This is a genomic window from Streptomyces sp. SudanB52_2052 (assembly GCF_964272415.1).
GTDB classification, from domain to species: Bacteria; Actinomycetota; Actinomycetes; order Streptomycetales; family Streptomycetaceae; genus Streptomyces; species Streptomyces olindensis.
In genome coordinates this window covers 8,476,411-8,502,236 of record NZ_OZ186796.1, presented here as the reverse complement: position 1 = coordinate 8,502,236, position 25,826 = coordinate 8,476,411, and the positions used below count along the sequence as shown (strand labels likewise).

At 72.8% G+C, this 25,826-nt stretch carries 21 protein-coding genes and 2 pseudogenes; 13 read left to right on the top strand and 10 right to left on the bottom strand.

Annotation, left to right across the window (positions count from 1 at the left end):
• Positions 1-19 precede the first annotated feature (19 nt).
• Positions 20-2,041: a beta-galactosidase gene (locus ACSUPV_RS38185; protein WP_436949580.1), complete on the bottom strand. Its 2,022-nt coding sequence runs from the start codon at positions 2,039-2,041 to the stop codon at positions 20-22.
• A gap of 184 nt (positions 2,042-2,225) precedes the next feature.
• On the opposite strand from ACSUPV_RS38185, the gene ACSUPV_RS38180 reads away from it, so the two are divergent.
• From ACSUPV_RS38180 to ACSUPV_RS38165, 4 genes are read left to right on the top strand one after another with little or no spacing between them, the layout of a single operon-like run.
• Positions 2,226-3,545 (top strand): ABC transporter substrate-binding protein, encoded by a 1,320-nt coding sequence (locus tag ACSUPV_RS38180; RefSeq protein WP_031119348.1) that lies wholly within the window; start codon positions 2,226-2,228, stop codon positions 3,543-3,545.
• A complete protein-coding gene (locus ACSUPV_RS38175) occupies positions 3,542-4,468 on the top strand; it encodes a carbohydrate ABC transporter permease (RefSeq protein ID WP_436949579.1) in 927 nt (308 codons plus the stop codon). Before ACSUPV_RS38180 ends, ACSUPV_RS38175 begins: the two co-directional genes overlap by 4 nt.
• A complete protein-coding gene (locus ACSUPV_RS38170) occupies positions 4,465-5,373 on the top strand; it encodes a carbohydrate ABC transporter permease (RefSeq protein WP_031119346.1) in 909 nt (302 codons plus the stop codon). The genes ACSUPV_RS38175 and ACSUPV_RS38170 overlap by 4 nt, the downstream gene beginning before the upstream one ends.
• A complete protein-coding gene (locus tag ACSUPV_RS38165) occupies positions 5,370-6,401 on the top strand; it encodes a LacI family DNA-binding transcriptional regulator (RefSeq protein WP_436949578.1) in 1,032 nt (343 codons plus the stop codon). The genes ACSUPV_RS38170 and ACSUPV_RS38165 overlap by 4 nt, the downstream gene beginning before the upstream one ends.
• 133 nt (positions 6,402-6,534) lie before the next feature.
• Here ACSUPV_RS38165 and ACSUPV_RS38160 read toward each other — a convergent pair whose 3' ends face one another.
• A complete protein-coding gene (locus ACSUPV_RS38160) occupies positions 6,535-6,897 on the bottom strand; it encodes a hypothetical protein (protein ID WP_031119344.1) in 363 nt (120 codons plus the stop codon).
• Positions 6,898-7,006: 109 nt separating this feature from the next.
• Here ACSUPV_RS38160 and sigJ point away from each other — a divergent pair, with 109 nt between their 5' ends.
• Positions 7,007-7,900, top strand: a complete 894-nt coding sequence (sigJ, locus tag ACSUPV_RS38155; protein WP_436949577.1) for an RNA polymerase sigma factor SigJ — start codon at positions 7,007-7,009, stop codon at positions 7,898-7,900.
• A gap of 83 nt (positions 7,901-7,983) precedes the next feature.
• Positions 7,984-8,373, top strand: a complete 390-nt coding sequence (locus ACSUPV_RS38150; RefSeq protein WP_031119342.1) for a MarR family winged helix-turn-helix transcriptional regulator — start codon at positions 7,984-7,986, stop codon at positions 8,371-8,373.
• A gap of 30 nt (positions 8,374-8,403) precedes the next feature.
• Here ACSUPV_RS38150 and ACSUPV_RS38145 read toward each other — a convergent pair whose 3' ends face one another.
• Positions 8,404-8,805, bottom strand: coding sequence for an SseB family protein (locus ACSUPV_RS38145; RefSeq protein WP_031119341.1), 402 nt, complete (start codon positions 8,803-8,805; stop codon positions 8,404-8,406).
• A gap of 169 nt (positions 8,806-8,974) precedes the next feature.
• Positions 8,975-9,711 (bottom strand): annotated as a pseudogene (locus ACSUPV_RS38140) (Type 1 glutamine amidotransferase-like domain-containing protein).
• Between the two features lie 252 nt (positions 9,712-9,963).
• Between ACSUPV_RS38140 and ACSUPV_RS38135 the strand changes: the two are divergent.
• From ACSUPV_RS38135 to ACSUPV_RS38120, 4 genes are all read left to right on the top strand, one after another.
• On the top strand, positions 9,964-11,157 hold the full coding sequence (locus tag ACSUPV_RS38135) for an MFS transporter (RefSeq protein WP_436949576.1): 1,194 nt from the start codon (positions 9,964-9,966) through the stop codon (positions 11,155-11,157).
• A gap of 34 nt (positions 11,158-11,191) precedes the next feature.
• The gene (locus ACSUPV_RS38130; protein ID WP_436949575.1) at positions 11,192-12,949 is read left to right on the top strand and encodes a beta-galactosidase; all 1,758 of its coding nucleotides are present in this window, start codon (positions 11,192-11,194) and stop codon (positions 12,947-12,949) included.
• Positions 12,949-15,324: a beta-galactosidase gene (locus tag ACSUPV_RS38125; RefSeq protein WP_436949574.1), complete on the top strand. Its 2,376-nt coding sequence runs from the start codon at positions 12,949-12,951 to the stop codon at positions 15,322-15,324. Before ACSUPV_RS38130 ends, ACSUPV_RS38125 begins: the two co-directional genes overlap by 1 nt.
• A 100-nt stretch (positions 15,325-15,424) precedes the next feature.
• Positions 15,425-16,495 (top strand): LacI family DNA-binding transcriptional regulator, encoded by a 1,071-nt coding sequence (locus ACSUPV_RS38120; RefSeq protein ID WP_436949573.1) that lies wholly within the window; start codon positions 15,425-15,427, stop codon positions 16,493-16,495.
• Positions 16,496-16,501: 6 nt separating this feature from the next.
• Here ACSUPV_RS38120 and ACSUPV_RS38115 read toward each other — a convergent pair whose 3' ends face one another.
• On the bottom strand, positions 16,502-18,487 hold the full coding sequence (locus tag ACSUPV_RS38115) for a heavy metal translocating P-type ATPase (protein WP_436949572.1): 1,986 nt from the start codon (positions 18,485-18,487) through the stop codon (positions 16,502-16,504).
• 172 nt (positions 18,488-18,659) lie between these two features.
• On the opposite strand from ACSUPV_RS38115, the gene ACSUPV_RS38110 reads away from it, so the two are divergent.
• Positions 18,660-20,279, top strand: coding sequence for a PucR family transcriptional regulator (locus ACSUPV_RS38110; protein ID WP_436949571.1), 1,620 nt, complete (start codon positions 18,660-18,662; stop codon positions 20,277-20,279).
• Positions 20,280-20,303: 24 nt separating this feature from the next.
• On the opposite strand, the gene paaE is transcribed toward ACSUPV_RS38110, so the two are convergent.
• Genes paaE through paaA form a run of 5 tightly spaced genes read right to left on the bottom strand, consistent with a single transcriptional unit; the run spans position 20,304 to position 24,042 of the window.
• Positions 20,304-21,419, bottom strand: coding sequence for a 1,2-phenylacetyl-CoA epoxidase subunit PaaE (paaE, locus tag ACSUPV_RS38105; protein ID WP_436949570.1), 1,116 nt, complete (start codon positions 21,417-21,419; stop codon positions 20,304-20,306).
• Positions 21,419-21,934: a 1,2-phenylacetyl-CoA epoxidase subunit PaaD gene (gene paaD / locus ACSUPV_RS38100; protein WP_031119331.1), complete on the bottom strand. Its 516-nt coding sequence runs from the start codon at positions 21,932-21,934 to the stop codon at positions 21,419-21,421. Before paaD ends, paaE begins: the two co-directional genes overlap by 1 nt.
• Positions 21,928-22,755, bottom strand: coding sequence for a 1,2-phenylacetyl-CoA epoxidase subunit PaaC (gene paaC / locus ACSUPV_RS38095; protein ID WP_037758014.1), 828 nt, complete (start codon positions 22,753-22,755; stop codon positions 21,928-21,930). Before paaC ends, paaD begins: the two co-directional genes overlap by 7 nt.
• A gap of 10 nt (positions 22,756-22,765) precedes the next feature.
• Complete coding sequence (paaB, locus tag ACSUPV_RS38090; protein WP_031119329.1) at positions 22,766-23,059, bottom strand: 1,2-phenylacetyl-CoA epoxidase subunit PaaB; 294 nt, start codon at positions 23,057-23,059, stop codon at positions 22,766-22,768.
• Complete coding sequence (gene paaA, locus ACSUPV_RS38085) at positions 23,056-24,042, bottom strand: 1,2-phenylacetyl-CoA epoxidase subunit PaaA (RefSeq protein WP_031119328.1); 987 nt, start codon at positions 24,040-24,042, stop codon at positions 23,056-23,058. Before paaA ends, paaB begins: the two co-directional genes overlap by 4 nt.
• 195 nt (positions 24,043-24,237) lie before the next feature.
• Here paaA and ACSUPV_RS38080 point away from each other — a divergent pair.
• Both ACSUPV_RS38080 and paaK read left to right on the top strand, forming a co-directional pair.
• Positions 24,238-24,354: pseudogene (locus ACSUPV_RS38080) on the top strand (phenylacetic acid degradation protein PaaD); the annotation flags it as partial.
• Positions 24,355-24,410: 56 nt separating this feature from the next.
• On the top strand, positions 24,411-25,760 hold the full coding sequence (paaK, locus tag ACSUPV_RS38075) for a phenylacetate--CoA ligase PaaK (RefSeq protein ID WP_436949569.1): 1,350 nt from the start codon (positions 24,411-24,413) through the stop codon (positions 25,758-25,760).
• The last annotated feature ends 66 nt before the right edge of the window (positions 25,761-25,826 follow it).

Genomic DNA, 25,826 nt, shown 5'->3' with positions numbered 1-25,826 from the left:
GCGGGCGGAGGGAGTCGGTTCAGCCGTCGAGCCGGACGACCCGGACGGCTCCGGCCGGGACCGCCAGGTGGCCGGCGGCGCGTTCGCCGGTCAGCAGCTCCGTGCCGGGGACCTCCAGCGGCACCTTGGCGTCCGAGCCGGTGTGGTTGACGGCGAAGAGGTAGCTGCCCGACTCGCCGGTGCGGCGCACCACTTCGACATCCCTGGGCAGGTCGGCGCGCGGGGCGAGCCGGGCGTCCTCGCCCGCCATGCCGAGCAGCGCGTCGAGGCCGTCGGCGCCGAGCCGGGTGGAGACGTACCAGGCGGTGCCCTCGCCGAGGCGGTGCCGGGTGACGGCGGGCCGTCCGGCGGTCATGCCGTCGGCGTACGTCAGGATGGTGTCGGCGCCGCGGGGCACGACGAACTCGGTCCACACGTCGGCGTCCAGCTCGGAGCCCTCGGGGCCGGTGACCCGCACCCGCTCGCCGGGCAACAGCGGGGAGAACTCCTCGACGGTGAGGCCGAGGACGTCCCGCAGGGGGCCCGGGTAGGCGCCCTCGTGGACGGCGTCGTGCTCGTCGACGATGCCGGAGAAGTACGAGACGACCAGCGTGCCGCCGTTCTCGACGTACGCCTTCAGATTGCGCCCGGCCGCTTCGGTCATGAGGTACAGCGCCGGTACGACGACAAGGGGATACCTCGACAAGTCGGCTTCCGGGTGGGCGAAGTCGACGGTGAGGTGACGGTCGTAGAGGGCCTCGTAGAAGGCGTCGGCGCGCTCGCGGGCGTCGTGGTCCTCGCTGGGCCGCCACTCGAGGTTCTGCGCCCACCAGGACTGCCAGTCCCAGAGCACGGCCACGTCGGCCTCGGTGCGGGTGCCGCGGATCTCGCCCAAGGCGTCGAGGGACGCGCCGAGTTCGACGACCTCGCGCCACACGCGGGTGTCGGTGCCGCCGTGCGGGAGCATCGCCGAGTGGAACTTCTCGGCACCGCGCCGGGACTGGCGCCACTGGAAGAACAGGGCGCCCTCGGAGCCGCGGGCCACGTGCGTGAGGGAGTTGCGGGCCATCTGGCCGGGGGCCTTGGCGGGGTTGCGGGGCTGCCAGTTGACGCCGGAGGTGGAGTGCTCCAGCAGCAGCCAGGGGGCGCCGCCCGCGACGGAGCGGGTGAGGTCGGCGGCCATGGCGAGGTTGACGTGGGTGCGGCGGCCGTCGGTGATCAGGTAGTGGTCGTTGGTGACGAGGTCGACCTCGCGACCCCAGGCCCAGTAGTCGACGGAGTCGCACTGGCTCAGCGCCGTCATGAAGTTGGTGGTGACGGGGACGCCCGGCGCGAGGCGGTGCAGGATGTCCCGCTCCATGCGGAAGTTCTCGCGCATGGTGGCGTCGGCGAACCGCTTGTAGTCCAGGGCCTGGCTCGGGTTGACGGCCGTCGGGGTGCGGCGCGGCGGGTTGATCTGGTCGAGGTCCGTGTAGCGCTGACCCCAGAAGGCGGTGCCCCAGGCCTCGTTGACGGCGTCGACCGTGCCGTACGTGGTCGCCAGCCAGCGGCGGAAGTGCCCGGCGCACGTGTCGCAGTAGCAGGCCGAGACGGGGACGCCGTACTCGTTGTGCACGTGCCACAGAGCCAGGGCCGGGTGGTCGCCGTAGCGTTCGGCGAGCTTCGTGGTGATGCCGGCCGCGGCCGTGCGGTAGTCGGCGTTGCTGTGGCAGATCGCCGCGCGGGAGCCGAACTCGAGGCGCACGCCGTCGGCCGTCACGGGCAGCGCCTCGGGGTGGGCGCGGTAGAACCACACCGGCGGGCACACCGTGGGCGTGCCGAGGTCGACGCGCACGCCGTTCTCGTGCAGCAGGTCGAGCAGCCGGTCGAGCCAGCCGAAGTCGTACACCCCGGGTGAGGGCTCCAGCAGCGCCCAGGAGAAGATTCCGACACTCACCAGGGTGACGCCGGCCTCCCGCATCAGCCGGACGTCCTCCTGCCAGACGCTTTCCGGCCACTGCTCGGGGTTGTAGTCCCCACCGAAGGCGAGCCTGGTGAGGCCCGTGGGGGTGGTCTCCGGCATGGATGGTCTCCCGGTCGATCGATCAATTGGGAACGTGCACACACAGCGACGCAGTGCGGAGCCCAACATAACCGCACAGCAACAACCATTGACAAGTGTCCGGGATGTTTCTCTACTGTGAACGCTCACAGAAGCATGGCAGGTCCTCGCAGCAGGCGGGGACCTCAGGTCAGGGGAGAGATCCATGCCGTACGCGAAGCGCCGCCGCCTCGTGACATCCGCCGTCGCCCTCACGCTCGGCGCCACCACCCTCGCCGCCTGCGGGTCGGACTCCGGGGACAGCGAGACCGAGTCGGGCCCGGTCTCGCTGACGTACTGGACCTGGACGCCCGGCATGGACAAGGTCGTGGACCTGTGGAACAAGGGGCCGGGCAAGAAGGACCAGATCACCGTCACGGTGAAGAAGCAGGCCTCCGGTGACACCCTGGTCACCAAGATCCTCACCGCGCACAAGGCGGGCAAGGCCCCCGACCTGGTGCAGGCCGAGTACCAGGCGCTGCCCACGCTGGTCAGCAACGACGCCCTGGCGGACATAGCGAAGAACGTGGGCGAGGCGAAGGACAGCTTCGCCGACGGGGTCTGGCAGCAGACGACGCTGGGCACCGACGCGGTCTACGCGGTCCCGCAGGACATCGGGCCGCTGATGTTCTACTACCGCGAGGACCTGTTCAAGGAGTACGGCCTGACGGTGCCGACGACCTGGGACGAGTTCGCCGAGACCGCCCGCGAGCTCAAGAAGGCGGCCCCCGACAAGGACCTCACCACCTTCTCCGCCAACGACTCCGGCCTCTTCGCGGGCCTGGCCCAGCAGGCCGGCGCGAAGTGGTGGACGACCTCCGGCGACCAGTGGAAGGTCGCCATCGACGACGCGGCCACGCAGAAGGTCGCCGACTTCTGGGGCGGCCTGGTCGAGGAGGGCGCCATCGACAACCAGCCGATGTACACCCCGGCCTGGAACAAGGCGCTCAACACCGGCAAGCAGATCGCCTGGGTCAGCGCCGTGTGGGCCCCGGGCACCCTGACCACGGCGGCTCCCGCCACCAAGGGCAAGTGGGCCATGGCCCCGCTCCCCCAGTGGTCCGCGAGCGAGAACCGCACCGGCAGCTGGGGCGGCTCCTCCACCGCCGTCACCACGGACTCCAAGCACCAGGAGGCCGCGGCGAAGTTCGCCGCCTGGCTGAACACCGACAGCAAGGCCCTCAACGCGCTGGCGAAGGAGAGCGGCATCTACCCGGCCGCCACGAACGCCCAGACCAGCGGCGCCTTCCTCAAGCCGCCGGCGTACTTCGCCAACCAGGCCGACTTCTACAGCAAGGCCGCCGACATCGCGGAGACCACCGCCCCGTCCGCCTGGGGCCCGAACGTGAACGTCGCCTACACCACCTTCAAGGACGCCTTCGGCGCCGCCGCGAAGAACAAGTCGGACTTCGGCGCCGCGCTGAAGAAGATGCAGGCCGACACGGTCGCCGACATGAAGAAGCAGGGCTTCGAGGTCGCGGAGTGAAAAGCACGGCACGCCGGCGGTCGTACGGGGTCAAGGGCGCCCCGTACGCCTTCCTCCTCCCAGCGGGAATCCTCTTCGCACTGTTCTTCGCGCTGCCCATCGGCTACGCGGTCTGGCTGAGCCTCCGCAAGGTGAAGGTCTCGGGCCTCGGCCTGGGCTCCGGCGCCCGCAAGGAGGTCTGGGCCGGCCTGGAGAACTACACGGACGCCCTCACCGACAGCGAGTTGGTCTCCGGGACCCTGCGCGTCCTCGGCTACGGCTGCATCGTCGTCCCCGTGATGCTGGGCCTGGCCCTGCTGTTCGCGCTGATGCTCGACTCGGAGAAGGTGCGGCTCGCGCCCTTCACCCGGCTCGCGATCTTCCTGCCGTACGCCATCCCCGGCGTCGTGGCGGCCCTGCTGTGGGGCTTCCTGTACCTGCCGGACGTCAGCCCCTTCTACTTCGTGCTCGACAAGCTCGGTCTGCCGCAGCCGGACCTGCTGGACGGCGGGCCGCTGTACCTGGCCCTGTCGAACATCGCCGTGTGGGGCGGCACCGGCTTCAACATGATCGTCATCTACACCTCGCTCCAGGCGATCCCCGCGGAGGTGTACGAGGCGGCGAAGCTGGACGGAGCCACCCCGCTGAAGATCGCCCTGCGGATCAAGATCCCGATGGTGGCCTCGTCGCTGGTGCTGACGTTCTTCTTCTCGATCATCGCCACGATCCAGGTGTTCAACGAGCCCACCACCCTCAAACCGCTCACCAACTCCGTGTCCACCACCTGGAGTCCCCTGATGAAGGTGTACCGGGACGCCTTCGGCGAGGGTGACATCCACGGGGCCGCGGCGCAGGCCGTGATCATCGCCTTCGCCACGCTCCTGCTGTCCTTCGGCTTCCTGCGAGCCGCGAACCGTCGTCAGAAGCAGGAGGCAGCCCGATGAGTTCCCTCGCCGTCCCCCAGGCCGAGCCGGTGGCGGGCAGCACCCCCGGCACCGCCCAGGACCGCCCGCCGCTGCGCCGCCGGATCTCCCTGATCCCGACCGTCACGCTGCTGCTGGGCGCCGCCTACTGCCTGCTGCCGGTGGCCTGGGTCGTCATCGCGGCCACCAAGTCCGGCAGTGAGCTGTTCTCCACCTTCACCTTCCTGCCCGGCACGGGCTTCGTCGACAACGTCCAGGACCTGAGCGCCTACCGCGACGGCGTCTACTGGGAGTGGATGGCCAACTCCGCCCTGTACGCCGGGCTGGGCGCGCTGCTGTCGACGTGCGTCTCGGCGATCAGCGGGTACGCGCTGGCGACCTACCGCTTCCGCGGCCGCGAGACGATCTTCAACGTGCTGCTCGCGGGTGTGCTGATGCCGCCGGTGATCCTGGCCATCCCGCAGTACCTGCTGCTGGCGAAGGCCGACCTCACCGACTCCTACCTGTCGGTGCTGCTGCCGCAGATCCTCTTCCCGTACGGGGTCTACCTCGCGCGGATCTACGCCGCCGCCGCGGTGCCCGCCGACGTGATCGAGGCCGGGCGCATGGACGGGGCCAACGAGTGGCGGATCTTCACGCGGATCGCGCTGCCGATGATGATCCCCGGCTTGGTGACGGTGTTCCTCTTCCAGTTCGTGGCGATCTGGAACAACTTCCTGCTGCCGTACATCATGCTCAGCGACGACGAGAAGTTCCCGATCACCCTCGGGCTGTTCACGTTGCTGGAGCAGGGCGCCAACACCCCGGCGCTGTACACCCTGGTGATCACGGGCGCGTTCCTCGCGGTGTTCCCGCTGATCGCCCTGTTCCTGGTCATCCAGCGGTTCTGGAGTCTGGATCTGCTCTCCGGAGCCGTAAAGTCATGACCATGAACGCTGCGGGGGGCAGGCGCAGGCCGCCCACGATCCACGACGTGGCGCGCGAGGCGGGTGTCTCGCGCGGCACCGTCTCGCGCGTGCTCAACGGCGGCCACTACGTCAGCCCGGCCGCCCAGGAGGCGGTCAACGCGGCGATCCGCAGGACGGGCTATGTCGTCAACCGGCACGCCCGCTCCCTGATCACCGGGCGGTCCGACTCGATCGGCTTCCTGCTCACCGAGCCGCAGGAGCGGTTCTTCGAGGACCCCAACTTCAACGTCCTGCTGCGCGGCTGCACCCAGGCGCTGGCCGCGCACGACATCCCGCTGCTGCTGATGCTGGCGGGCACGGAGGACGAACGGCGGCGCATCACGCGGTACATCACCGCCGGGCACGTCGACGGGGTGCTGCTGGTCTCCAGCCACTCGGGCGACCCCGTCGCCGAGCAACTGCGCGGGGCGGGCGTGCCGTTGGTGGCCTGCGGCAAGCCGATCGGGCTGGGCTCCAAGGTGAGTTACGTGGCCGCCGACGACCGCGACGGCGCCCGGGACATGGTGCGCCACCTGCTGTCGCTCGGGCGGCGCCGGGTGGGCATGGTGACCGGTCCGCTGGACACACCCGGCGGTGTCGAGCGGCTCGCCGGCTACAAGGAGGTGCTCGCGGAGGCGGGCCTGGACTTCGACGAGCGGCTCGTGGTCTCCGGCGACTACAGCCGGACCAGCGGCGAGGCGGGCGCCGAGCGCCTGCTGGCGCAGGCCGCGGACGTGGACGCGGTGTTCGTGGCCTCGGACCTGATGGCGCAGGGGGTGCTGGCGGCGCTCCAGCGGGCGGGGCGGCGCGTGCCGGAGGACGTCGCGGTCGGCGGCTTCGACGACTCTCCGGCCGCACTCGCCTCCCGCCCCGAGCTGACGACCATCCGGCAGCCCTGGGACCGCATCAGTGCCGAGATGGTGCGGGTGCTGCTGGCGCAGATCGGGGGCGAGGACCCGGCGGCGGTGATCCTGCCGACGGAGTTGGTGAAGCGGGAGTCGACGTAGGGCAGGCGGGTCCTGCCACGATGGCGGGACCACCGCGGTCGCGGACCCGCCGCCCGGTCCCGGTGCACTCCCGGTCCCGGTGCACTCCCGGTCCCGGTGCACTCCCGGTCCCGGTGCACTCCCGGTTCGGACGTCAGCGCCGCGCCAGCGCCAGCACGCTCAGCCCGAACATCAGGACGCCGAGCGGGAGATGGACCGACGGGACGTGCGCGATGCCGACCACGACCTGGACCGAGGCGAGGACCAGAAAGCCGGACGCGTGCCAGACGGGCCGGAGCGAGCCGCCGCCCGGCTTCCACGCCAGCACCGCCGCGAGCAGGTACAGCATCGACGCGCCGTACATCACGCGGGCTCCGACGCTGTGCAGCAGCTCCCCGTAGGACGAGGTCAGCAGCAGTCCGGCGGAGACCGCTTGGAGGAAGATGGTCAAGGTCTGCAGCGTGATCGCGGTCTGCAGGAACGAGATTCTGCGCGGTGCCGTCGCCTGCGTGGCCATGTCACGGTCCCCCTGTTCCGCCCGCCCGGGGCAGTAGATCGATAAGGTCTCACCTGCCCGACGACGCGGGCCTGCGAAAGGTAAGGCGACGAGGCGATCGGGAGCGGGGATGGCCGGGACGAGCACTGATGAGACAGCCGGTGAGCGGCGCCAACTGATCAATGTCGCCTACCGGTTGCTCGGTTCACTGGCCGAGGCCGAGGACGCCGTGCAGGAGGCGTACGCACGCTGGTACGCGCTGCCGCGCGGCCGACGGGAGCAGATCGTGTCCCCGGGCGCCTGGCTGACGACGGTGACCGGCCGCATCTGCCTCGACGTGCTCGGCTCGGCACGGGCCCGGCGGGAACGCTATGTCGGCGCCTGGCTGCCGGAGCCGCTGCCGGACCGCGCCGAGTGGGACCACGGCCAGGGGGCCGACCCCGCCGACCAGATGATCCTGGACGAGTCGGTGACCATGGCCTTCCTCGTCGTCCTGGAGTCGATGACGCCGGCCGAGCGGGTGGCGTTCGTCCTGCACGACGTCTTCCGTTACCCCTTCGCCGAGATCGCCGGCGTCCTCGGCCGCACCCCCGCGGCCTGCAAGCAGCTGGCGGCATCGGCCCGACGGCGGGTGGGTGCCGGGCGCGCCCCGGTGACGGCGGACGGGCAGGCGGACGCGGTGCGGCGGGTCAGACAGGCGTGGGAGACGAAGGACATCGCGGCCCTCGTCGACGTCCTCGACCCGGCCGCCGTGATGACCGCCGACGGCGGCGGCATGGCCGGTGCCGTCCTGCACCCGGTCGAAGGCGGCGCGCGCATCGCCCAGTACATGGTCGCGATCGCCGACAAGGCGCCCGGGCTCGAACTCCTGGAACGATCGGTCAACGGTGCGCCGGGGCTGGTGGCCCGGAGGGGCGGCGTCGTCCTGACGGTGGCCTCGTTCGACGTCGTGGACGGACGCGTCACCCGGATCTGGGTGGTCCGCAATCCGGAGAAGCTGCGGCCGTGGGGGCGGGACGGCTGAGCACGGCGGATCCGGGCGGGCCTGCCTCCACGGGCGCTTCATGCACACTCATGGAATCCCCCAACCGGTGTTACCGTGCACATATGGCAGCGAAAACGGCCGGTGCGCGGCTCGAGGAACGGTGGCGGGACATCCTGTCGGCGCACGCGCGCACGATGTGCGAGATCGACCGGGTGCTGCATCCGCACGGCCTCGGCGCGTCCGATTTCGAGGTCCTGGACATGCTCGCGACCGCGGCGCCCGAGGAGGGCGAGCAGTGCCGGGTGCAGAACCTGGTGGGGCGGGTGCATCTCAGCCAGAGCGCGCTGTCGCGGTTGATCGCCCGGCTGGAGAAGGACGGGCTGGTGACGCGCTCGGTGTGCATGGAGGACCGGCGCGGGGTGTGGGTGACCCTGACGCCCAAGGGCCGTGACCTGCACGCCGAGGTGCTGCCGCTGCAGCGGGCCGCACTGGCCCGGACCCTGGGCGAGTAGACCGCCCGGGCCCGGACGGGGCAGGTCGCCCTACGGGCGTGCCAGCAGGGTGCGTACTCCCTCCGAGGTGAGCGTCAGACGGTGCTCCGAGCTGCCGTCGATGGTGAGCGACAGGTCGTCGGCCGGCCACTGCGCGGCGAGGGCGCCGAGCGGGACCAGACGGTAGCGGGACACGAACGGCAGCAGCCCGGCCATCTCCACCTCGGAGGTGAACACGGGCACCACCGGGTCGCCGCCCGGCTGCTCCAGCACCGGCAGGGCGACCGCCGAGGGGTTGGCGGCGTCGGCGTCGTTCGCGTCGTCGGGCACGGGGATGAGCACGTCGCTGTTGGCGAGCGCGTCCAGAGCCGCCGCGTCCTCCGTGTTCTCGGCGAGGACGTCCAGAGCCCGCTGGGCGGGCGTGGGCGTGGGGTCGTTTGCGGGTGTCTCCATGGCAGATTCCCTGGTAGCGGCGGTCGTGCGGCCTGCCCGGGGCAAGATCCGCCCCGGACGCGGTCCTGCTCGCGTACCCGATCGAGCCCGGCGCAATCCTGGTGGATGCCCTGGTTTCGTGAGTCCATGGCCAAGGCCTCGGGAGGGTGCCGGGGCGCCCTGGCAGCGCCTACCCGGGCAGGGCCGGGGCATCCCCGAGGAAGCGGCAGGGCAGGGCGTCCTCCGTCACTCCCCCGGCCCCGTCCGGTGCCACGCGGTACACGCCGGCTCCTCTCACACGGGTGACGGCTTCCGTCGGCGCACCGTCGGTGAAGAGCGCTCCGGACCCGTCCTCCACGGCCCAGCCGGCCGGCAACTGCCCCGTCGCCACGGCGGCACGGTAGGAGGGCCGGCGGCCCGGTTCGCCGTCCCAGTGCGGGCAGACGGAGCCCGGGAGCAGCCCGAGGCCGTCGGACAGGTACGTCAGCGGCCCGAAGGAGTCGGTGTGCGAGCCCTCGGCCCAGCAGTTGGCGCCGGCACTGATCCCGCACAGCAGCGTGCCGCAGCCGTAGGCCTCACGCAGCAGCCGGTCCACGCCGTGGGCGCGCCACACGGCGAGGAGGTTGGCCGTGTTGCCGCCGCCCACGTAGACGACGTCCTGGGCGAGCAGGAAGGAGCGCAGGGCGTCGTCGTCCAGCTCGCGGCGGAACAGGTGCAGGACGGACGGGTCGCAGTCGGGGCGCGCCGCGAACACCGTGCGAAAGCGGTCGACGTACGCCGCGCGTCTCCACTCGCCGTCGGCACGAAGCAGACCGCGGGCCGCGGCACGCGCGCCCGGGACAGCACCCAGTCGTCCAGCAGTCCGTCGTCGTCGGTGGAGAAGCCGCCCCCGAGGAGGGCGAGACGCTTGGGGTGTGCGACGGCCACGGCGTTGCCTCCCCGGACGGCGGATGCTGTGCGGAGTACGGTGCCAGGCCCGCGCGTTCGACCGCAATCGATTAAGCGCGGCCCGACCGTTCCCAGCGTCGCCCCCGCCGCCCGGCAGGAGCGGCCGCAGCCTCTCGTCCGGCCCGTCACAAACATGTTGACGACCCGTATGTTACCGGTAACATCACTGGTGCTCCAGCCGTTCGCGCCTGTCCCCCGCCCGCCCCCGGCGGGCCGTCCCCCGGAGTCCGTGTGACCGAAGAGCAGACCGCGCGGCGTGCTGCCCCGCCCTCCCCGGACGCCGCAGCCCCGGTCTTCAGCGGGGCGGCCGTGGTCGCCTCCTGCGTGGGCTTCGTGCTCATCGGTGTGCTGCAGGCCCTGTACGGGCCCGCCGTGCCCGCCTTCCGGGCGGAGTTCGGGCTCTCCCCCTCCGCCGCGGGGCTCGCGCTCAGTGCCCACTTCGTGGGCGGCGTGGCCGGGGTGCTGCTGTTCGACCGGCTCTACGGCCGGGTCGGCAACCGGACCGTCCTGGGCTGCTCCTACCTGCTGATGGCCCTGGGCGCCGCGGGCTTCGCGCTCGCGCCGCACTGGCCCGCCGCGCTGGCGGCGGCCCTGCTCGCCGGGATCGGCTTCGGCGGCATCGACTACGGGCTCAACCAGCTGTTCGCCGTGGGCTTCGGCCATCGTTCGACCGCGATGCTGAACATCCTCCACGCCCACTTCGGCATCGGCGCCGTCCTCGCGCCCGCCCTGATCGGCGTGGTCGGTTCCGAGCACTACCCGGCCGTCTTCCTCGGTTTCGCCCTCGCCAACCTGCCGTTGCTGCTGTGCCTGCGGGGCGTGCGGAACGACCCGCCGCTCCCGGACGGCACGGAGACCGGCGGCGGCTCGGTCCTCGGCCGGAGCCTCGGCTCGGTGCTCGCCGTCTTCGTCGCGCTCTACGTGCTGCACGTCGGCATCGAGGCCGGTGTCGGCGGCTGGGAGCCCACGCACCTGGAGACCGTCGGCTACGGCGCGGGCGTCGCGGCCACCGCCACCTCGGTGTACTGGCTGATGCTGACCGTCGGCCGCTTCCTGGTCGCCCCGCTCGCGCTGCGCTTCTCCGCCCAGGCCATCATCACCGTCTCGTGCGCCGGCATGACGGTGTGTCTGCTGGCCGCGACCGTGCCTGCGCTGGCGCCGTACGCGTACGCCGGTGTCGGCCTGTTCATCGCGCCGATCTTCCCCACCGGACTGCCCTGGCTGCACCGGGCCGCCCCACGGGCCCGCCGGGCCGGTGCCCTGGTCATCGCGGCCTCCATGATCGGCGGTGTCGCGGCCGGGCCGGCGCTCGGCAAGGCCATCGAGTGGTCCGGGATCCGCGCGGTGCCGCTGCTGCTGTGCGGGGTCTCGGCGCTCTGCCTGGCCGCCACGCTCTGGCTGATCCGCGGCACCCGTTCCCGCTGACCCCCTCCCCCGTCTCCCGAAGGGAAGCCTCCGCATGCCCGCTCTGACGACGACGTCCGACGGATTCCTGCTGCACGGCGAGCCGTTCCGGATCATCTCCGGCGCGCTGCACTACTTCCGTGTCCACCCCGGCCTGTGGTCCGACCGGTTGCGCAAGGCGCGGCTGATGGGCCTCAACACGGTGGAGACGTACATCCCGTGGAACCACCACCAGCCGGACCCGGACGGCCCCCTCGACCTCGACGGCTTCCTCGACCTGCCGCGGTTCCTCCGGCTCGCCCGGGACGAGGGACTGCACGTGCTGCTGCGCCCCGGGCCGTTCATCTGCGCCGAGTGGGACGGCGGCGGCCTGCCCGACTGGCTGACCGGCGACCCGGACATCCGGCTGCGCAGCAGCGACCCCCGCTTCACCGGGGCCGTCGACCGCTACCTCGACCTGCTGCTGCCCGCGCTGCGACCGCATCTGGCGGCGGCGGGCGGCCCGGTCATCGCGGTGCAGGTCGAGAACGAGTACGGGGCCTACGGCGACGACCCGGCCTACCTGAAGCACCTGGCCGACGCGTTCCGCTCCCGGGGCGTCGAGGAACTGCTGTTCACCTGCGACCAGGCCGACCCCGAACACCTGGCCGCGGGCAGCCTGCCCGGCGTGCTCACCGCCAGTACCTTCGGCAGCCGGGTCGAGCGGAGCCTCGGGCGCCTGCGCGAGCACCAGAAGGAAGGGCCCCTGTTCTGCGCCGAGTTCTGGATCGGCTGGTTCGACCACTGGGGCGGGCCGCACCACGTCCGGGACGCGGCCGACGCCGCCGCCGACCTGGACCGGCTGCTGTCGGCCGGGGCGTCCGTCAACCTCTACATGTTCCACGGCGGCACCAACTTCGGCTTCACCAACGGCGCCAACCACAAGCACGCCTACACGCCCACGATCACGTCGTACGACTACGACGCCGCGCTCACCGAGTGCGGCGACCCCGGCCCGAAGTACCACGCCTTCCGCGAGGTCATCGCCCGCCATGCCGCCGTTCCGGACGAACCCGTCCCGCCGCCCGGGCCCAAACTCCCGCCCATGGAGGTCGAGTTGAGCGGCCGGGCAGCTCTACTGCCGCTCGCCGGGGCGCCCGTGCGCGCCGACGTCCCGCTCACCATGGACGCCCTGGGACAGCGCACCGGGTACGCCCGCTACCGCACCACCGTCCCGGTCGAGGGCGACGGCCTGCTGCACTTCGCCGGTGGTGTCGGCGACCGCGCCCTGGTCCTCCTCGACGGCGCCCCCGCCGGTGTGCTGGAGCGCGAACGGCACGACGAGACGCTGCCCGTGCGCGTGCCGCGCCCCGGCGCGACGCTGGAGGTCCTGGTCGAGAACATGGGCGGCGTCAACTACGGGCCTCGCATCGGCGCACCCAAGGGCCTGCTCGGCCCCGTCTCCTTCAACGGCACCGCCCTGCCGGGCTGGGACTGCCACCCCATGCCGCTGGACGACCTGGACGGGGTGCCGTTCGCCCCGGCCGGAGAGACGGCCGTGACCGTGCCGGCCCTCCACCGCGGCACCTTCGAGGTCGGCGCCCCCGCCGACGCCTTCCTCTCCCTGCCCGGCTGGACGAAGGGCCAGGCCTGGGTCAACGGCTTCCACCTCGGCCGCTACTGGAACCGGGGCCCGCAGCGCACGCTGTACCTCCCGGGCCCCGTGCTGCGCCCGGGCACCAACGAGCTGGTCCTGCTGGAGCTGCACGGCACCACCACCGCCCGCGCCCAGCTCACCGACACCCCCGACCTCGGCCCGGAGAACACCTGGTGATGCACGTCCTGCGCGTTCCCGCGCCCGCCGAACCCCCGCTGACCGGCCACCTGCCCTCCGCGGACGCTCCCGGCGTCCCCGACCCGATCGGGATCACCAGCCGCTGGTTCACCCGCGGCGGCCGCCCCTGGTTCCCGGTCTCCGGCGAGTTCCACTACTCCCGCTACCCGGCCCGGGAGTGGGAGGAGGAGCTGCTGAAGATGAAGGCGGGCGGGGTGACCGCCGTCGCCTCGTACGTCATCTGGATCCACCACGAGGAGATCGAGGGCCGGGTCCGCTTCGACGGTGACCGGGACCTCAGGTGCTTCGCCGAGCTGTGCGCCCGCCACGGCCTGGACTTCATTCCGCGCATCGGCCCCTGGTCCCACGCGGAGGTGCGCAACGGCGGACTGCCCGACTGGGTGTTGGCCCGCTCCCGCACACCCCGGACCGACGACCCGGCCTACCTGGAGCCCGTCCGCGCCTGGTTCACGGCGATCGCGGGACAGCTGCGCGGACTCGACCGGGCGAGCGGCGGCCCGATCGTCGCGATCCAGATCGAGAACGAGCTGTACGACCAGCCGGGCCATCTGCGCACGCTGAAACGTCTGGCACAGGAGGCGGGGCTGAGCGCACCCCTGTGGACGTCGACCGCCTGGGGCGGGGTCCAGCTCCCGGGCGACGAGCTGCTTCCGCTCTACGGCGGCTATCCCGAGGCGTTCTGGACCGAGGCGGACGGCGGCTGGCCCGACACCTGCCGCAAGCACTTCTTCTTCACCCACGAGCGCGACGACGAGGGCATCGGCGCCGACCTGCGGCCCACGACCGTGCGCGGCGCCGATCCGGCGCCGACGGACCGCTTCCCGTGGGCCACCTGCGAGCTGGGCGGCGGGATGGCCGTGGCGTACCACCGGCGGCCCCGGGTGGAGGCCGCCGACATCGCCGCGCTCGGGCTCACGAAGATCGGCTGCGGTTCGGTGTGGCAGGGCTACTACATGTTCCACGGGGGTACGAACCCGACGGGCGAGTCGACGACCCTCCAGGAGTCGCACGCCACCGGCTACCCCAACGACCTGCCGGTCCTGACGTACGACTTCCAGGCCCCGCTCGGCGAGTACGGCCAGGTGCGGCCCTCCTACCACGAACTGCGCCTGCAGCACCTGCTGCTGGCCGAGTTCGGGCAGCTGATCGCCCCCATGGAGTCCGTGCTGCCGGAGCGGCGGCCCACGGGGCAGCACGACCGGGACACCCTGCGCTGGGCGGTCCGCAGCGACGGCACCGCGGGCTTCCTCTTCGTGACCAACCACCAGCCGCACGAGCCGCTGCCGGACCACCCGGACACGGCGTTCACCGTGGACTTCCCGGCGGCGCCCTCGCTGACGCTGCCGAGCACTCCGGTCACCGTGCCCGCCGGTGCCTCCTTCTGCCGGCCGCTACGGCTGGACGTGGCCGGTGTGCGGCTGGAGTGGGCCACCGCGCAGCCGGTGTGCACCGTCGAGGTGGGCGGGCTCACGGTCCTGGTGCTGGCCGCGACCGACGGCATCACACCCGAACTCGCCCTGGACGCCGACACGGTGGCGTCCGTCGCCACACCGTCCGGGGAGGTCACTCCGGTCGACGGCCGGGTCCTGGTCAGCGGAGTGCGGCCGGGCACCGACGCGCTGGTCGAGGTGGACGCGGCCGACGGTTCACGCGTCGGCCTGCTCGTCCTGGACGCGGCGACGGCCCGGACCGTCTACGGGGGACCGGCCTGGGGAGCCGAGCGGCTGGTGCTGTGCGGGGACGGCGTCGTCTTCGACCGGGACGAGGTACGGCTGCACAGCCCGGCCGCCGAGCCCTCGTTCGCGGTGCTGCCCGCACCGGACTCGCCCCTGGTGGTGGAGGGGGCACGGATACGGGAGGCACCGGACGGCGTGTTCCGCCGCTACGGGGTCGAGGCCGGGCCCGTCGCGCACACCGCCGCGACCGTCACGCCCGTCAGGCCGGCCGGTCCGGCGCCCGAGCCCGTGACGGGCGTGCAGGGCCGGGCGAGCGTGCCCGCGGAGAAACAGGTGGAGGCTCTGGCCGCCGAGTACCGCGTCGACGTGCCGGAGGAGCTGCTGCGGGCCCCCGCCGGTGTGCTGCTGCGGCTGCGCTGGACGGGTGACCTGGCCCGGGCCCACGTGGGGGACGTCCTGGTCGCCGACCAGTTCTACTCGGGCCGGGTCTGGGACATCGGCCTGGACCGGCTGCCGGCCGGGGAGCTGCGGGCGCGGGGGCTGCGGCTGACGGTGCTGCCGCTGGCCGCGGACGCGCCGGTGCATGTGCCGGGGCAGGTGGGGGACGCCTGGCGGGCGGCGGGGGTGCAGGGCGCCGAGTGGGTGGTCACGCGCTCCTGGCCGGTGCGGGCGGACTGAGGCCCGGCGGCTTTCGAGGGCCTCCACGCACCCCGCGCCTATGCTGTGCTCCTGCCGGGCGGGTCAGCACCGCCGTACCGACACCGAGGACTCACCCGCCATGACACCGAGCGTCACCGACGGCCCCGTCCCCAAGGGCCGCAGCAGGCGCAACTTCGCGGGGACGCGGCCGGTGATGGCCGACGTGGCCCGGCTGGCCGGCGTCTCCAAGCAGACCGTCTCCCGGGTGCTCAACGACCACCCGGCCGTCCGCCCCGAGACCCGCGAGGCGGTCCTGGACGCCATGCGCACCCTCGGCTACCGGCCCAGCCGCAGCGCGCGGTCCCTGGCCAGCGGCCGGACCCGGATGCTCGGGGTGATCTCCTTCGACGCCGCCCGGTACGGACCCGCATCCATCCTGACCGCGATCAACACCGCGGCCCAGGAAGCCGGTTACCTGGTGAGCTCCATCGCGCTCGACACGGCCGACCACGACACCGTCGTCGAGGCCGTGAACCGGCTGTCCGCCGAGGGCGCCGACGGCGTCATCGCGATCGCCCCGCAACTGTGGGTGGGCCGGGCCCTGGCGGAGACGACCGATCTGGGCACTCCCCTGGTGGTGCTGGAGAACTCCCTCGACGACAGCACGCCCCTGGTCACCGGCGACTCCCGCACCGGCGCCCGGAAGGCCACCGAGCACCTCCTCGGTCTCGGGCACCCCACCGTCTGGCACATCGCGGGCCCGACCGGCTGGACCTCCGCCGACCACCGGCTGGGGGCCTGGCAGGCGACGCTCCGGGCGGCCGGTGCCGACGTCCCGGCGCCTCTCGTCGGGGACTGGAGCGCCGACTCCGGCTACGAGCTGGGCCGCCGGCTGGCCCGGCGCCCGGAGGTGACGGCGGTCTTCGCCTCCAACGACCAGATGGCCCTGGGCCTGCTGCACGCCCTCCACGAGTCCGGGCGGTCCGTCCCCGGGGACGTCAGCGTCGTCGGCTACGACGACATCCCCGAGGCCGCGCACTTCCTGCCCCCGCTGACCACCGTCCGTACCGACTTCGCGGAGATCGGCACGCGTTCCCTGCGTCTGCTCCTGGACCGCATCGACGGTCCCGGTGAGCGGCCCCGCGTCGACACGCTCGTCCCCGTGGACCTCGTGGTGCGCGCCAGCAGCGGTCCCGCGCCGGCGCGCTGACAGGACTCAGCCGGTCCCCTCGGCGGCGGCGTGCCGCCAGGCCGACTCCCTCAGCAGCCGCAGGCCGTTGAGGCCGACGAGGACCGTGGAGCCCTCGTGACCCGCGACGCCCAGCGGCAGCGGCAGGTGCCCGGCCAGGTCCCAGACGACGAGGCCGGTGATGAACACCCCGGCGATGACGAGGTTCTGGACGACCAGCCTGCGGGCACGGCGGGACAGGGCCACGGTGGTGGGGACCGCCGCGAGTTCGTCGCGCACGATCACGGCGTCGGCGGTCTCCAGGGCGAGGTCGGAGCCCGCGCGGCCCATGGCGACCCCGGTGTGGGCGGCGGCCAGGGCGGGGGCGTCGTTGACGCCGTCCCCGACGACCAGCACCCTGCGGCCCGCGCTCTCCAGCTCCTGCACGGCGGCCATCTTGTCCTGCGGCAGCAGCCCGGCGCGGACGTCGGTGATGCCGGCCTCGGCGGCGAGGTGCGCGGCGGCCCGCGGGTTGTCGCCGGTGAGGAGCACCGGTGCCTCGCCGGTGAGCGTGGTGAGCGCGGCAACGGTGGCGGCGGCGTCCGGGCGCAGCCGGTCGGCGATGCCGAGCAGTCCGGCGGGGGCGCCGTCGACGACGACCAGGACGGCGGTACGGCCGGACTCCTCCAGATCGGCCGCCGACCGCGCGACCGCGCCGTCCGCGTCGGCGTCGGCCGACAGCCGGGCCGGTGCGCCGACCGCGACCTCACGACCGCTCACCACGGCGGTGACCCCCACTCCGGGCGCGGAGGCGAAGTCCCGCGCGTCCGGCAGGTCGAGGCCGCGTGTGCGGGCGGCGTCCACGACCGCCCGGGCCAGCGGGTGCTCGCTGGGCCGCTCCGCCGCCGCCGCCAGAGCCAGCAACTCCCGCTCCGACAGGGGGGATCCGGGCAGTGGCCGTACGTCGCTGACGCGCGGGCTGCCCTCGGTCAGCGTGCCGGTCTTGTCCAGCGCGACCGCGTCCACCTGGCCGAGCCGCTCCATCACCACGGCGGACTTCACCAGCACGCCGTGCCGGCCGGCGTTGGCGATGGCCGACAGCAGCGGCGGCATGGTGGCCAGGACGACCGCGCACGGGGAGGCCACGATCATGAACGTCATGGCGCGCAGCAGCGCGTCGGTGAGCTGTTCGCCGAAGGCGAGCGGCACCAGGAAGACGGCCAGAGTCGCGGCCACCATGCCCAGCGAGTAGCGCTGTTCGACCTTCTCGATGAACAGCTGCGTGGGCGCCTTGGTCTCGGACGCCTCCTCCACCATGCGGACGATGCGGGCGATCACCGAGTCGGAGGCGTCGCGCTCGACCCGGATCCGCAGGGCGCCGGTGCCGTTGAGGGTGCCCGCGAAGACCTCGTCGCCCCGCTCCTTGGCCACGGGGAGCGGCTCGCCTGTGATGGTCGCCTGGTCCACCTCGCTCGACCCGTCCAGCACCCGGCCGTCGGCGCCGACGCGTTCACCGGGGCGGACGAGGACGGTGTCGCCGACGGCCAGTTCCTCGACCGGCACGGTCTGTTCGCCGCCGTCCGGGGCCAGCCGGGTGGCGGTGGCGGGGGCCAGGTCGAGCAGGCCGCGGACGGAATCGGCGGTGCGGGCCGTGGCCAGTGCCTCCAGCGCACCGGAGGTGGCGAAGATGACGATGAGCAGGGCACCGTCCATCACCTGCCCGATGGAGGCGGCGCCCAGGGCGGCGACGACCATCAGCAGGTCGACGTCGAGGGTGCGTTCCTTCAGCGCCTTCAGGCCTTCCCAGCCCGGCTCCCAGCCGCCCGTGGCGTAGGACAGCGCGTACAGCGGGCCCCACGTCCAGGCGGGGGCGCCGGTCAGCTGGAGGGGCAGCGCGAGCAGGAAGAAGGCGGTGGCCGCCGCGGCCCAGCGCGCCTCGGGGAGCGCGAGCACACGGGTACGCCGCCGGGGAGCGGTTCCGGTGCGGGCCGGTGTCGCCCGGCCGACCGGCTGCGGCGTGAGGGTGGAGGTCATCAGGGGTCCTTCGGACGGGGATGCACGGGCTCCCCACCATACAGGAACACATGAAGACTGATTCATATCTTCATTCCGACCCCGTGCGGTACCGTCCGGGCCTGCCGTGGACAGCTCTTGCGCAGGTCAGTGCCACTTGTCAGAGTGACCGGGCACCCCCCATGGAGACACCGTGAACGAACACGCCTCAACGGCCGCCCCGGCGGGTCGCGCGCCCACCGTCGCCGACGTCCTGGCGCTGCCCGTCCTCGCCGCCGGGCAGCCCCAGGTCGTCACCGGACTGACGCGGCTGGACCGGCCGGTGCGGTGGGTGCACATCACCGAGCTGACCGACCCGGCCTCCTTCCTCAAGGGCGGCGAGCTGGTCCTGACCACGGGCATGCCCCTGCCCGACGACGCCGCGGGGGTGCGCCGGTACGTCGACGAGCTGACCGAGGTGGGGGCGGCCGCCCTGGTCATCGAGCTGGTGCGGCGCTACCACCGCCCGCCCGACGCCCTCGTCCGGGCGTGCCGCGCCCGGGGCCTCCCCCTGGTGACCCTCGCCCGGGACGTCAACTTCCTGGAGGTCACCCAGGTCGTCCACGCACTCATCCTCGGCAACCAGGCCGACGCGATGCGCCGGACCCAGCGCATCCACGAGGCGTTCACCGCCCTGACCCTGCGCGGCGCGGGACCGGAGGACGTGGTGCGCGCGGCGGCGGAGATGAGCGGCCGTACGGTCGTCCTGGAGAACCTGGTGCACCAGGCGCTGATCTGCGAGCCGTCGGGCAGCACCGTGCGGGAGGCGCTCACCGGCTGGGAACGGCGCTCCCGGGCCACCGAGCCCGGCGACCGCACCGAGGTGGGCGGACCGGAGGGCTGGCTCACCGCACCCGTGTCCTACCAGGGCGAACGCTGGGGCCGGCTGGCGATGCTGCCCGCCGACGGGACGGCCTTCGAACCGGAGCACCGCACCGTCCTGGAGAGAACGGCGATGGCGCTGACCGTCGCCCGCCTCATCCACGCCACGCCGTGGGAACGCACGGCCCACCGCAACGCCCTGCGGGACCTCGTGGAACAGCGCCACCACTCCCCCGAGGACGCCCGGGCCCGCTGCGCCGCCCTGGGCCTGCCGACGGAGGGCGGTGTGTTCCTGGCGGTCCTGGTGGATCTGGGCCCCGGCGGGGACGGCGCCGAGCCGGAGACGCGTCTGCACCGGGAGCTGGGATCGGCGGGGGTCCCGGCGCTCGTCGGCGTGCTCTCCCCCGGCCGCCTCGGCGTCCTGCTGGCCCTGCGGCCCGACCGGCCCTGGCGTCCCGTGGCCGAGCGCCTCGGCCGCACCGTGCTGGGCCTGGTCCCGGCGGCGACCGTCGGCGCCGGCTCCGAGGTGGCCGACCTCGCCGACACCGCCCGCTCCTTCCGCGAGGCGGCGCGGGTCCTGGAGGCCACGCCGCCCGGCCAGCCTCTCCCCGCGGACCGCTCCTTCCACGAGCCGCCGGACATCGACCTGCGCCGCCTGCTGTACGCCCTGCGCGAGGACACCCGTGTCCAGGACTACACCGAGCGCCGGCTGGGCCGACTCATCGACCACGACACCCGGCACGGCACCGACCTGCTGACGACCCTGGGCCACTACCTCGACGCCGCCGGCAACAAGACCACCGCCGCCCGCCGCGGCGGCCTGTCCAGGGAGACCATGTACCAGCGCCTGCGCGCCATCGAGCGCCTCCTCGACACCGACCTGGAATCCGGCGAGCGCCGCACCGAACTCCACGTGGCTCTGACGGCGTTGCGCGTCCTGCGGGCCGACTGACAGGCGGCTCCTGCCCCGCGGAACTCAGGTGTCGAAGTCCACCGTCAGCGCCTCCGACACCGGGAACGACTGGCAGGTGAGGACGTAGCCCGCGTCGACCTCGGCCGGTTCGAGGGCGAAGTTGCGGCGCATGTCGGCCTTGCCGTCGGTGACCAGGGCGCGGCAGGTGCCGCAGACCCCGCCCTTGCAGGCGAACGGCAGGTCCGGGCGGGTCTGCTGGGCGCCTTCGAGGATGGTCCGCTCCCGGGGCAGGGCGGAGGTGGTGGAGCGGCCGTCGAGGGTGACGGTGACCTGGCTGACCGGGCCGGTGGGGCCGGTCTCGGCGTGCCGGAGCTCACGGACGGGCTCGTCGTCCGCGTAGAACAGCTCCTGGTGGACGCGGTCGGCGGGAACGCCGAGGCCGGCCAGAACCTGCTGGGCGGCGCGGACCATGCCGTGCGGGCCGCACAGCCACCAGTGGTCGGCGGACTCCACGTCGACCAGCGCGTCGACGAGTGCGGACAGCCGCTCGGCGTCGAGGCGGCCGGAGAGCACCTCGGCCTCGCGGGGCTCGCGGGAGAGGACGTGGGCGAGCTGGAAGCGCGTCGGGTACAGGTCCTTCAGGTCGGCGAGCTCGTCGGCGAACATCACCGTGCCGGTGCGGCGGTTGCCGTAGAGGAGGGTGACCGTCGAGCGGGGGTCGGCGGCGAGGACCGACTCGGCGATGGAGACCATGGGCGTGATGCCGGAGCCGGCCGCGATGAGGACGTGGCGGCCGGGGGTGGTGAGGTCGGGGGTGAAGGCGCCGGTGGGGGCCATCACCTCGACGGTGTCGCCGGGGCGTACGTCGTGCACCAGCCAGGAGGAGAAGAGGCCACCGGGCACCACGCGCACGCCGATGCGCGGTGCCGTGCCGACGGGCGAGCAGATCGAGTAGGAACGGCGCTCGTCGCGGCCGTCGACCTCGCGCCGCAGGGTGAGCGACTGGCCGGGCGCGAAGGCGAACTCCTCGGCGAGTTCGGTGGGGATGTCGAAGCTGACGGCGGCCGCGTCCTCGCACAGCGGCTGCACGGCGGCGACCCGCAGGGGGTGGAAGACCGGACGGCGGCGGGCACGCGCGCGTGCCGCCGGGGCGGGGGCCGGCTCCATCAGGTCCTCCATCAGATCTCCTTGACGTACTCGAAGGGCTCGCGGCAGGCGAGGCAGCGCCACAGGGCCTTGCAGGAGGTGGCGGCGAAGCGGGAGGTCTCCTCGGTGTCCGCGCTGCCGCAGCGGGGGCAGGGCACCGAGCGGCGGGTCGGCGACAGCACGAGCGGCACCGGTCCGGCGGCGCGCGCGGGCGCGGCACCGGGCGGGGCGATGCCGTGCTCGGCGAGCTTGCGGCGGCCCTCCGCGGTGATCCAGTCGCTGGTCCAGGGCGGGTCGAGGACGGTGCGGATCTCCACGCGCGCGTACCCGGCCTCGCGCAGCCGGGCGGCCACGCCGGCACGCATCTCCGCCATGGCCGGGCAGCCCGAGTAGGTCGGTGTCAGGCTCGCGACGACCGTGCCGTCCTCGCGCGTCTCGACGTCCCGCAGGACGCCCAGGTCGGCCAGCGTGAGCATGGGCAGCTCGGGGTCCGGTACCTGCTCGGCGATCCGCCGGGCCCGCCGCGCGTCCAGGAGTGTCGTCACCATGCCGCCTCCGGGTGGGCGCGGGCCACGCCCTGCAACTCGGCCAGCAGCGGGGCGAGATGCTCGGTGTGCTCCCCGGTGCGGCCCGAGCCGGGCAGCGGGCGGAAGACGGGCATGGGCAGTCCGGCGGCCTCGGTGACCTGCCGCAGGACGGCGACGACCTCGTCCCGTACGTCGTACGCCGTGAACAGCTCGCCCAGGTAGGGCGCCACCTGCTCCTGCGCCCTGCGCATCCGGCGGTGGGACTCGTCGGTGCCGTCGCCCAGGCGCACGGCCCACTCGGCCGCGTACTGGCGGTGGTAGGCCAGCTCCTTCACGCCCTTGGCGGCGATCGCCGCGAGGACCGGATCGCGGTGCACGGTGAGCCGCTCGAAGTGCGCGAGGCGCCAGGTGGAGAGCACCAGCAGCCGGACGATCGAGAACGCGAAGTCCCCGTTGGGCAGTTCGGCCAGGCGTACGTTGCGAAAGTCGCCCGCGTCGCGGAAGTAGGCGAAGGCGTCCTCGCCGCGGCCGGTGCCGTCGACCTGGCCCGCACGGGAGTACAGCAGGCGGGCCTGGCCGAGCAGGTCGAGTCCGATGTTGGCCAGCGCCACCTCCTCCTCCAGCTCGGGGGCACGGGTGGTCCACTCGGCGAGCCGCTGGGCCGAGACGAGGGCGTCGTCGGCCAACGAGACGCAGAGGTCGGCCAGTTCACAGGCGTCGACCCCGTCCGGCACGGTGGTGTCGACGCCGTGCAGGGGGTCCTCGAAGCCGGTGCCGTAGGCCCAGCGGGTGTCGTCCTCGTGCCCCTCGGCGAGGGTCAGGTAGACGTGGTCGTCGCTCATGCCCTCTCCTTCAGATGTGCGGGACGTCGTCGGGGATGTCGTAGAAGGTCGGGTGGCGGTAGACCTTGTCGGCGCTGGGCGCGAAGAAGGGGTCCTTCTCGTCGCGGGTGGAGGCGGCGATGTGCTCGGAGCGGACCACCCAGATGCTCACGCCCTCATTGCGTCGCGTGTACAGGTCGCGGGCGTGGGTGAGCGCCATGCGGTCGTCGGCGGCGTGCAGCGAGCCCACGTGGACGTGGTTCAGGCCGCGCTTGCCGCGTACGAACACCTCGTACAGCGGCCAGTTCTGCTGGTCGGCGGTCATGCCACCGCTCCCTTCCGCTCGCGGGCCGCCTGCTTGGCGGCGTGGGCGGTGGCCGCCTCGCGCACCCAGGCGCCCTCCTCGTGGGCGCTGCGGCGCCGCTCCATCCGCTGGGCGTTGCACGGGCCGTCGCCCTTGATGACCCGCATCAGCTCGTCCCAGTCGGGCGTGCCGAAGTCGTGGTGGCCCCGCTCCTCGTTCCAGCGCAGCTCCGGGTCGGGAAGCGTCACGCCGAGCTTCTCGGCCTGCGGGACGGTCATGTCGACGAAACGCTGCCGCAGTTCGTCGTTGCTGTGCCGCTTGATCTTCCAGGCCATGGACTGCGCGGAGTTGGGCGAGGAGTCGTCGGGCGGGCCGAACATCATCAGCGAGGGCCACCACCAGCGGTTCACGGCGTCCTGGACCATCTCGCGCTGCGCCGGGGTGCCGCGCATCATCGTCATCAGCAGCTCGTAGCCCTGCCGCTGGTGGAACGACTCCTCCTTGCAGATCCGCACCATGGCGCGCGCGTACGGCCCGTAGGAGGACCGGCACAGCGGCACCTGGTTGCAGATCGCGGCCCCGTCGACGAACCAGCCGATCACCCCGACGTCGGCGAAGCTCAGCGTCGGGTAGTTGAAGATCGAGGAGTATTTCTGGCGGCCCTCGATCAGCCGCTCGGTGAGGTCGGCGCGGTCGGCGCCGAGCGTCTCCGCCGCCGAGTACAGGTACAGCCCGTGCCCCGCCTCGTCCTGGACCTTCGCGAACAGAATGGCCTTGCGGCGCAGCGACGGCGCGCGGGTGATCCACTCGCCTTCCGGCTGCATGCCGATGATCTCCGAGTGCGCGTGCTGCGCGATCTGACGGATCAGTGTCTTCCGGTAGCCCTCCGGCATCCAGTCGCGCGGCTCTATCCGCTGGTCCCGCGCGATCGTCGCGTCGAAGTGCTGCTGGAGAACCGGCTCGGTGCCGTCCGCCCCCGGGGGGCTGGAGTGTGTCGTGTCCATCCGTCCCACTTCCCAACCGACCATTCGTTCGGTCCATGGTATGACAACCCGGCGCGCCTTGGTAAGTCCCCGGCCCTTGACAGGCAGCCTGGCGACTTGGTTACTTGGCGACGCCGAAGCTAACCGAATGTTCGGTCGGGTTACAAGGTGGTGCGAGAAGTGAGCCATGCCGCCGGCGCGACGGCCGCCCGGGCGATGTTCGCCGCGGGCCAGGCCTCCCGCGGGCTCGGGATCGCCCACGGCGGCTACGTCTTCCTGCTCGCCGACAGCGCCTTCGCGTGTGCCTGCGACAGCCACGGCCCGGTGACCGTCGGGGAGGTCCGGAGCCGCAGCCGCAGCATCAGGAGCACGAGGTCGGAGGAGTCGGGATGACGAGCGAGACGACGGCCCCCGGGGCCACGGGCGCGACCGGGCGGCGGGGCGAGCCCCTCCCGCAGGAGCTGCTGGACGACGGCGAGCGCCTGACGCGCGAGCGGCTGCGCGAGCTCCAGCTCGACCGCCTCCGCGCGAGCCTGCGCCACGCGTACCGGAACGTGGAGGCGTACCGGAAGAAGTTCGACGAGGCCGGGGTGACGCCCGAGGACTGCCGCTCGCTGGAGGACCTGGCCCGCTTCCCCTTCACGACGAAGGCCGACCTCAGGGACACCTACCCCTTCGGCATGTTCGCCGTCCCCATGGACCAGGTGCGCCGGGTCCACGCCTCCAGCGGAACCACCGGTCGGCCCACGGTCGTCGGCTACACGGAGAACGACCTGTCGATGTGGGCCGACCTGGTCGCCCGCTCGATCCGGGCCGCCGGCGGCCGCCCGGGGCACAAGGTGCACATCTCCTACGGGTACGGGCTGTTCACCGGCGGCCTCGGCGCGCACTACGGCGCCGAGCGGGCCGGGTGCACCGTGATCCCCGCCTCGGGCGGCATGACGGCCCGGCAGGTGCAGATCATCCAGGACTTCCGGCCCGAGATCATCATGGTCACCCCGACCTACATGCTCACCCTGCTCGACGAGTTCGAGCGCCAGGGCGTCGACCCGCGGACGAGCAGCCTGCGGGTGGGCATCTTCGGGGCCGAGCCGTGGACGGAGGAGATGCGCCGCGAGATCGAGGAGCGGATGGACCTCCACGCCGTCGACATATACGGACTGTCCGAGGTGATCGGCCCGGGCGTCGCGCAGGAGTGCGTGGAGACCAAGGACGGGCTGCACGTGTGGGAGGACCACTTCTACCCCGAGGTCGTCGACCCGGTCACGGGTGAGGTGCTGCCCGAGGGCGAGGAGGGCGAGCTGGTCTTCACGTCCCTGACCAAGGAGGCCCTGCCGGTCGTCCGCTACCGCACCCGCGACCTGACCCGGCTGCTGCCCGGCACGGCCCGGCCCGCGTTCCGTCGCATCCAGAAGATCACCGGCCGCTGCGACGACATGATCATTCTGCGCGGGGTGAACGTCTTCCCGAGCCAGATCGAGGAGATCGTGCTGCGCGCCCCGGACGTCGCCCCGCACTTCCAGATCGAGCTGTCCCGGCGCGGCCGTCTGGACCACATGACGGTCCGCGTCGAGACCCGCCCCGGCACGGACCCCGGCCGGCGCGCGGCCGCTGCCGCGGCGATCGCCCAGGCCGTCAAGGACGGCATCGGCATCACCGCCGACGTATCGATCGTCGAACCGGAGACCCTGGAGCGCTCACTGGGCAAGCTCCGCCGGGTCAAGGACCTGCGCGAGTGACCGCTCGCGCACGGCCGCGGTGAACGCGCCGGGCGCTTCTCGTCGTAGCCGGTGCACGCCACCCGG

Bases quoted from the DNA above. Each gene is read 5' to 3' on its own strand.
- ACSUPV_RS38185 (WP_436949580.1), bottom strand. From the start codon at position 2,041: ATGCCGGAGACCACCCCCACGGGCCTCACCAGGCTCGCCTTCGGTGGG.
- ACSUPV_RS38180 (WP_031119348.1), top strand. From the start codon at position 2,226: ATGCCGTACGCGAAGCGCCGCCGCCTCGTGACATCCGCCGTCGCCCTC.
- ACSUPV_RS38170 (WP_031119346.1), top strand. From the start codon at position 4,465: ATGAGTTCCCTCGCCGTCCCCCAGGCCGAGCCGGTGGCGGGCAGCACC.
- ACSUPV_RS38165 (WP_436949578.1), top strand. From the start codon at position 5,370: ATGACCATGAACGCTGCGGGGGGCAGGCGCAGGCCGCCCACGATCCAC.
- ACSUPV_RS38160 (WP_031119344.1), bottom strand. From the start codon at position 6,897: ATGGCCACGCAGGCGACGGCACCGCGCAGAATCTCGTTCCTGCAGACC.
- sigJ (WP_436949577.1), top strand. From the start codon at position 7,007: ATGGCCGGGACGAGCACTGATGAGACAGCCGGTGAGCGGCGCCAACTG.
- ACSUPV_RS38150 (WP_031119342.1), top strand. From the start codon at position 7,984: ATGGCAGCGAAAACGGCCGGTGCGCGGCTCGAGGAACGGTGGCGGGAC.
- ACSUPV_RS38145 (WP_031119341.1), bottom strand. From the start codon at position 8,805: ATGGAGACACCCGCAAACGACCCCACGCCCACGCCCGCCCAGCGGGCT.
- ACSUPV_RS38130 (WP_436949575.1), top strand. From the start codon at position 11,192: ATGCCCGCTCTGACGACGACGTCCGACGGATTCCTGCTGCACGGCGAG.
- ACSUPV_RS38125 (WP_436949574.1), top strand. From the start codon at position 12,949: ATGCACGTCCTGCGCGTTCCCGCGCCCGCCGAACCCCCGCTGACCGGC.
- ACSUPV_RS38120 (WP_436949573.1), top strand. From the start codon at position 15,425: ATGACACCGAGCGTCACCGACGGCCCCGTCCCCAAGGGCCGCAGCAGG.
- ACSUPV_RS38115 (WP_436949572.1), bottom strand. From the start codon at position 18,487: ATGACCTCCACCCTCACGCCGCAGCCGGTCGGCCGGGCGACACCGGCC.
- paaE (WP_436949570.1), bottom strand. From the start codon at position 21,419: ATGGAGGACCTGATGGAGCCGGCCCCCGCCCCGGCGGCACGCGCGCGT.
- paaD (WP_031119331.1), bottom strand. From the start codon at position 21,934: ATGGTGACGACACTCCTGGACGCGCGGCGGGCCCGGCGGATCGCCGAG.
- paaC (WP_037758014.1), bottom strand. From the start codon at position 22,755: ATGAGCGACGACCACGTCTACCTGACCCTCGCCGAGGGGCACGAGGAC.
- paaB (WP_031119329.1), bottom strand. From the start codon at position 23,059: ATGACCGCCGACCAGCAGAACTGGCCGCTGTACGAGGTGTTCGTACGC.
- paaA (WP_031119328.1), bottom strand. From the start codon at position 24,042: ATGGACACGACACACTCCAGCCCCCCGGGGGCGGACGGCACCGAGCCG.
- paaK (WP_436949569.1), top strand. From the start codon at position 24,411: ATGACGAGCGAGACGACGGCCCCCGGGGCCACGGGCGCGACCGGGCGG.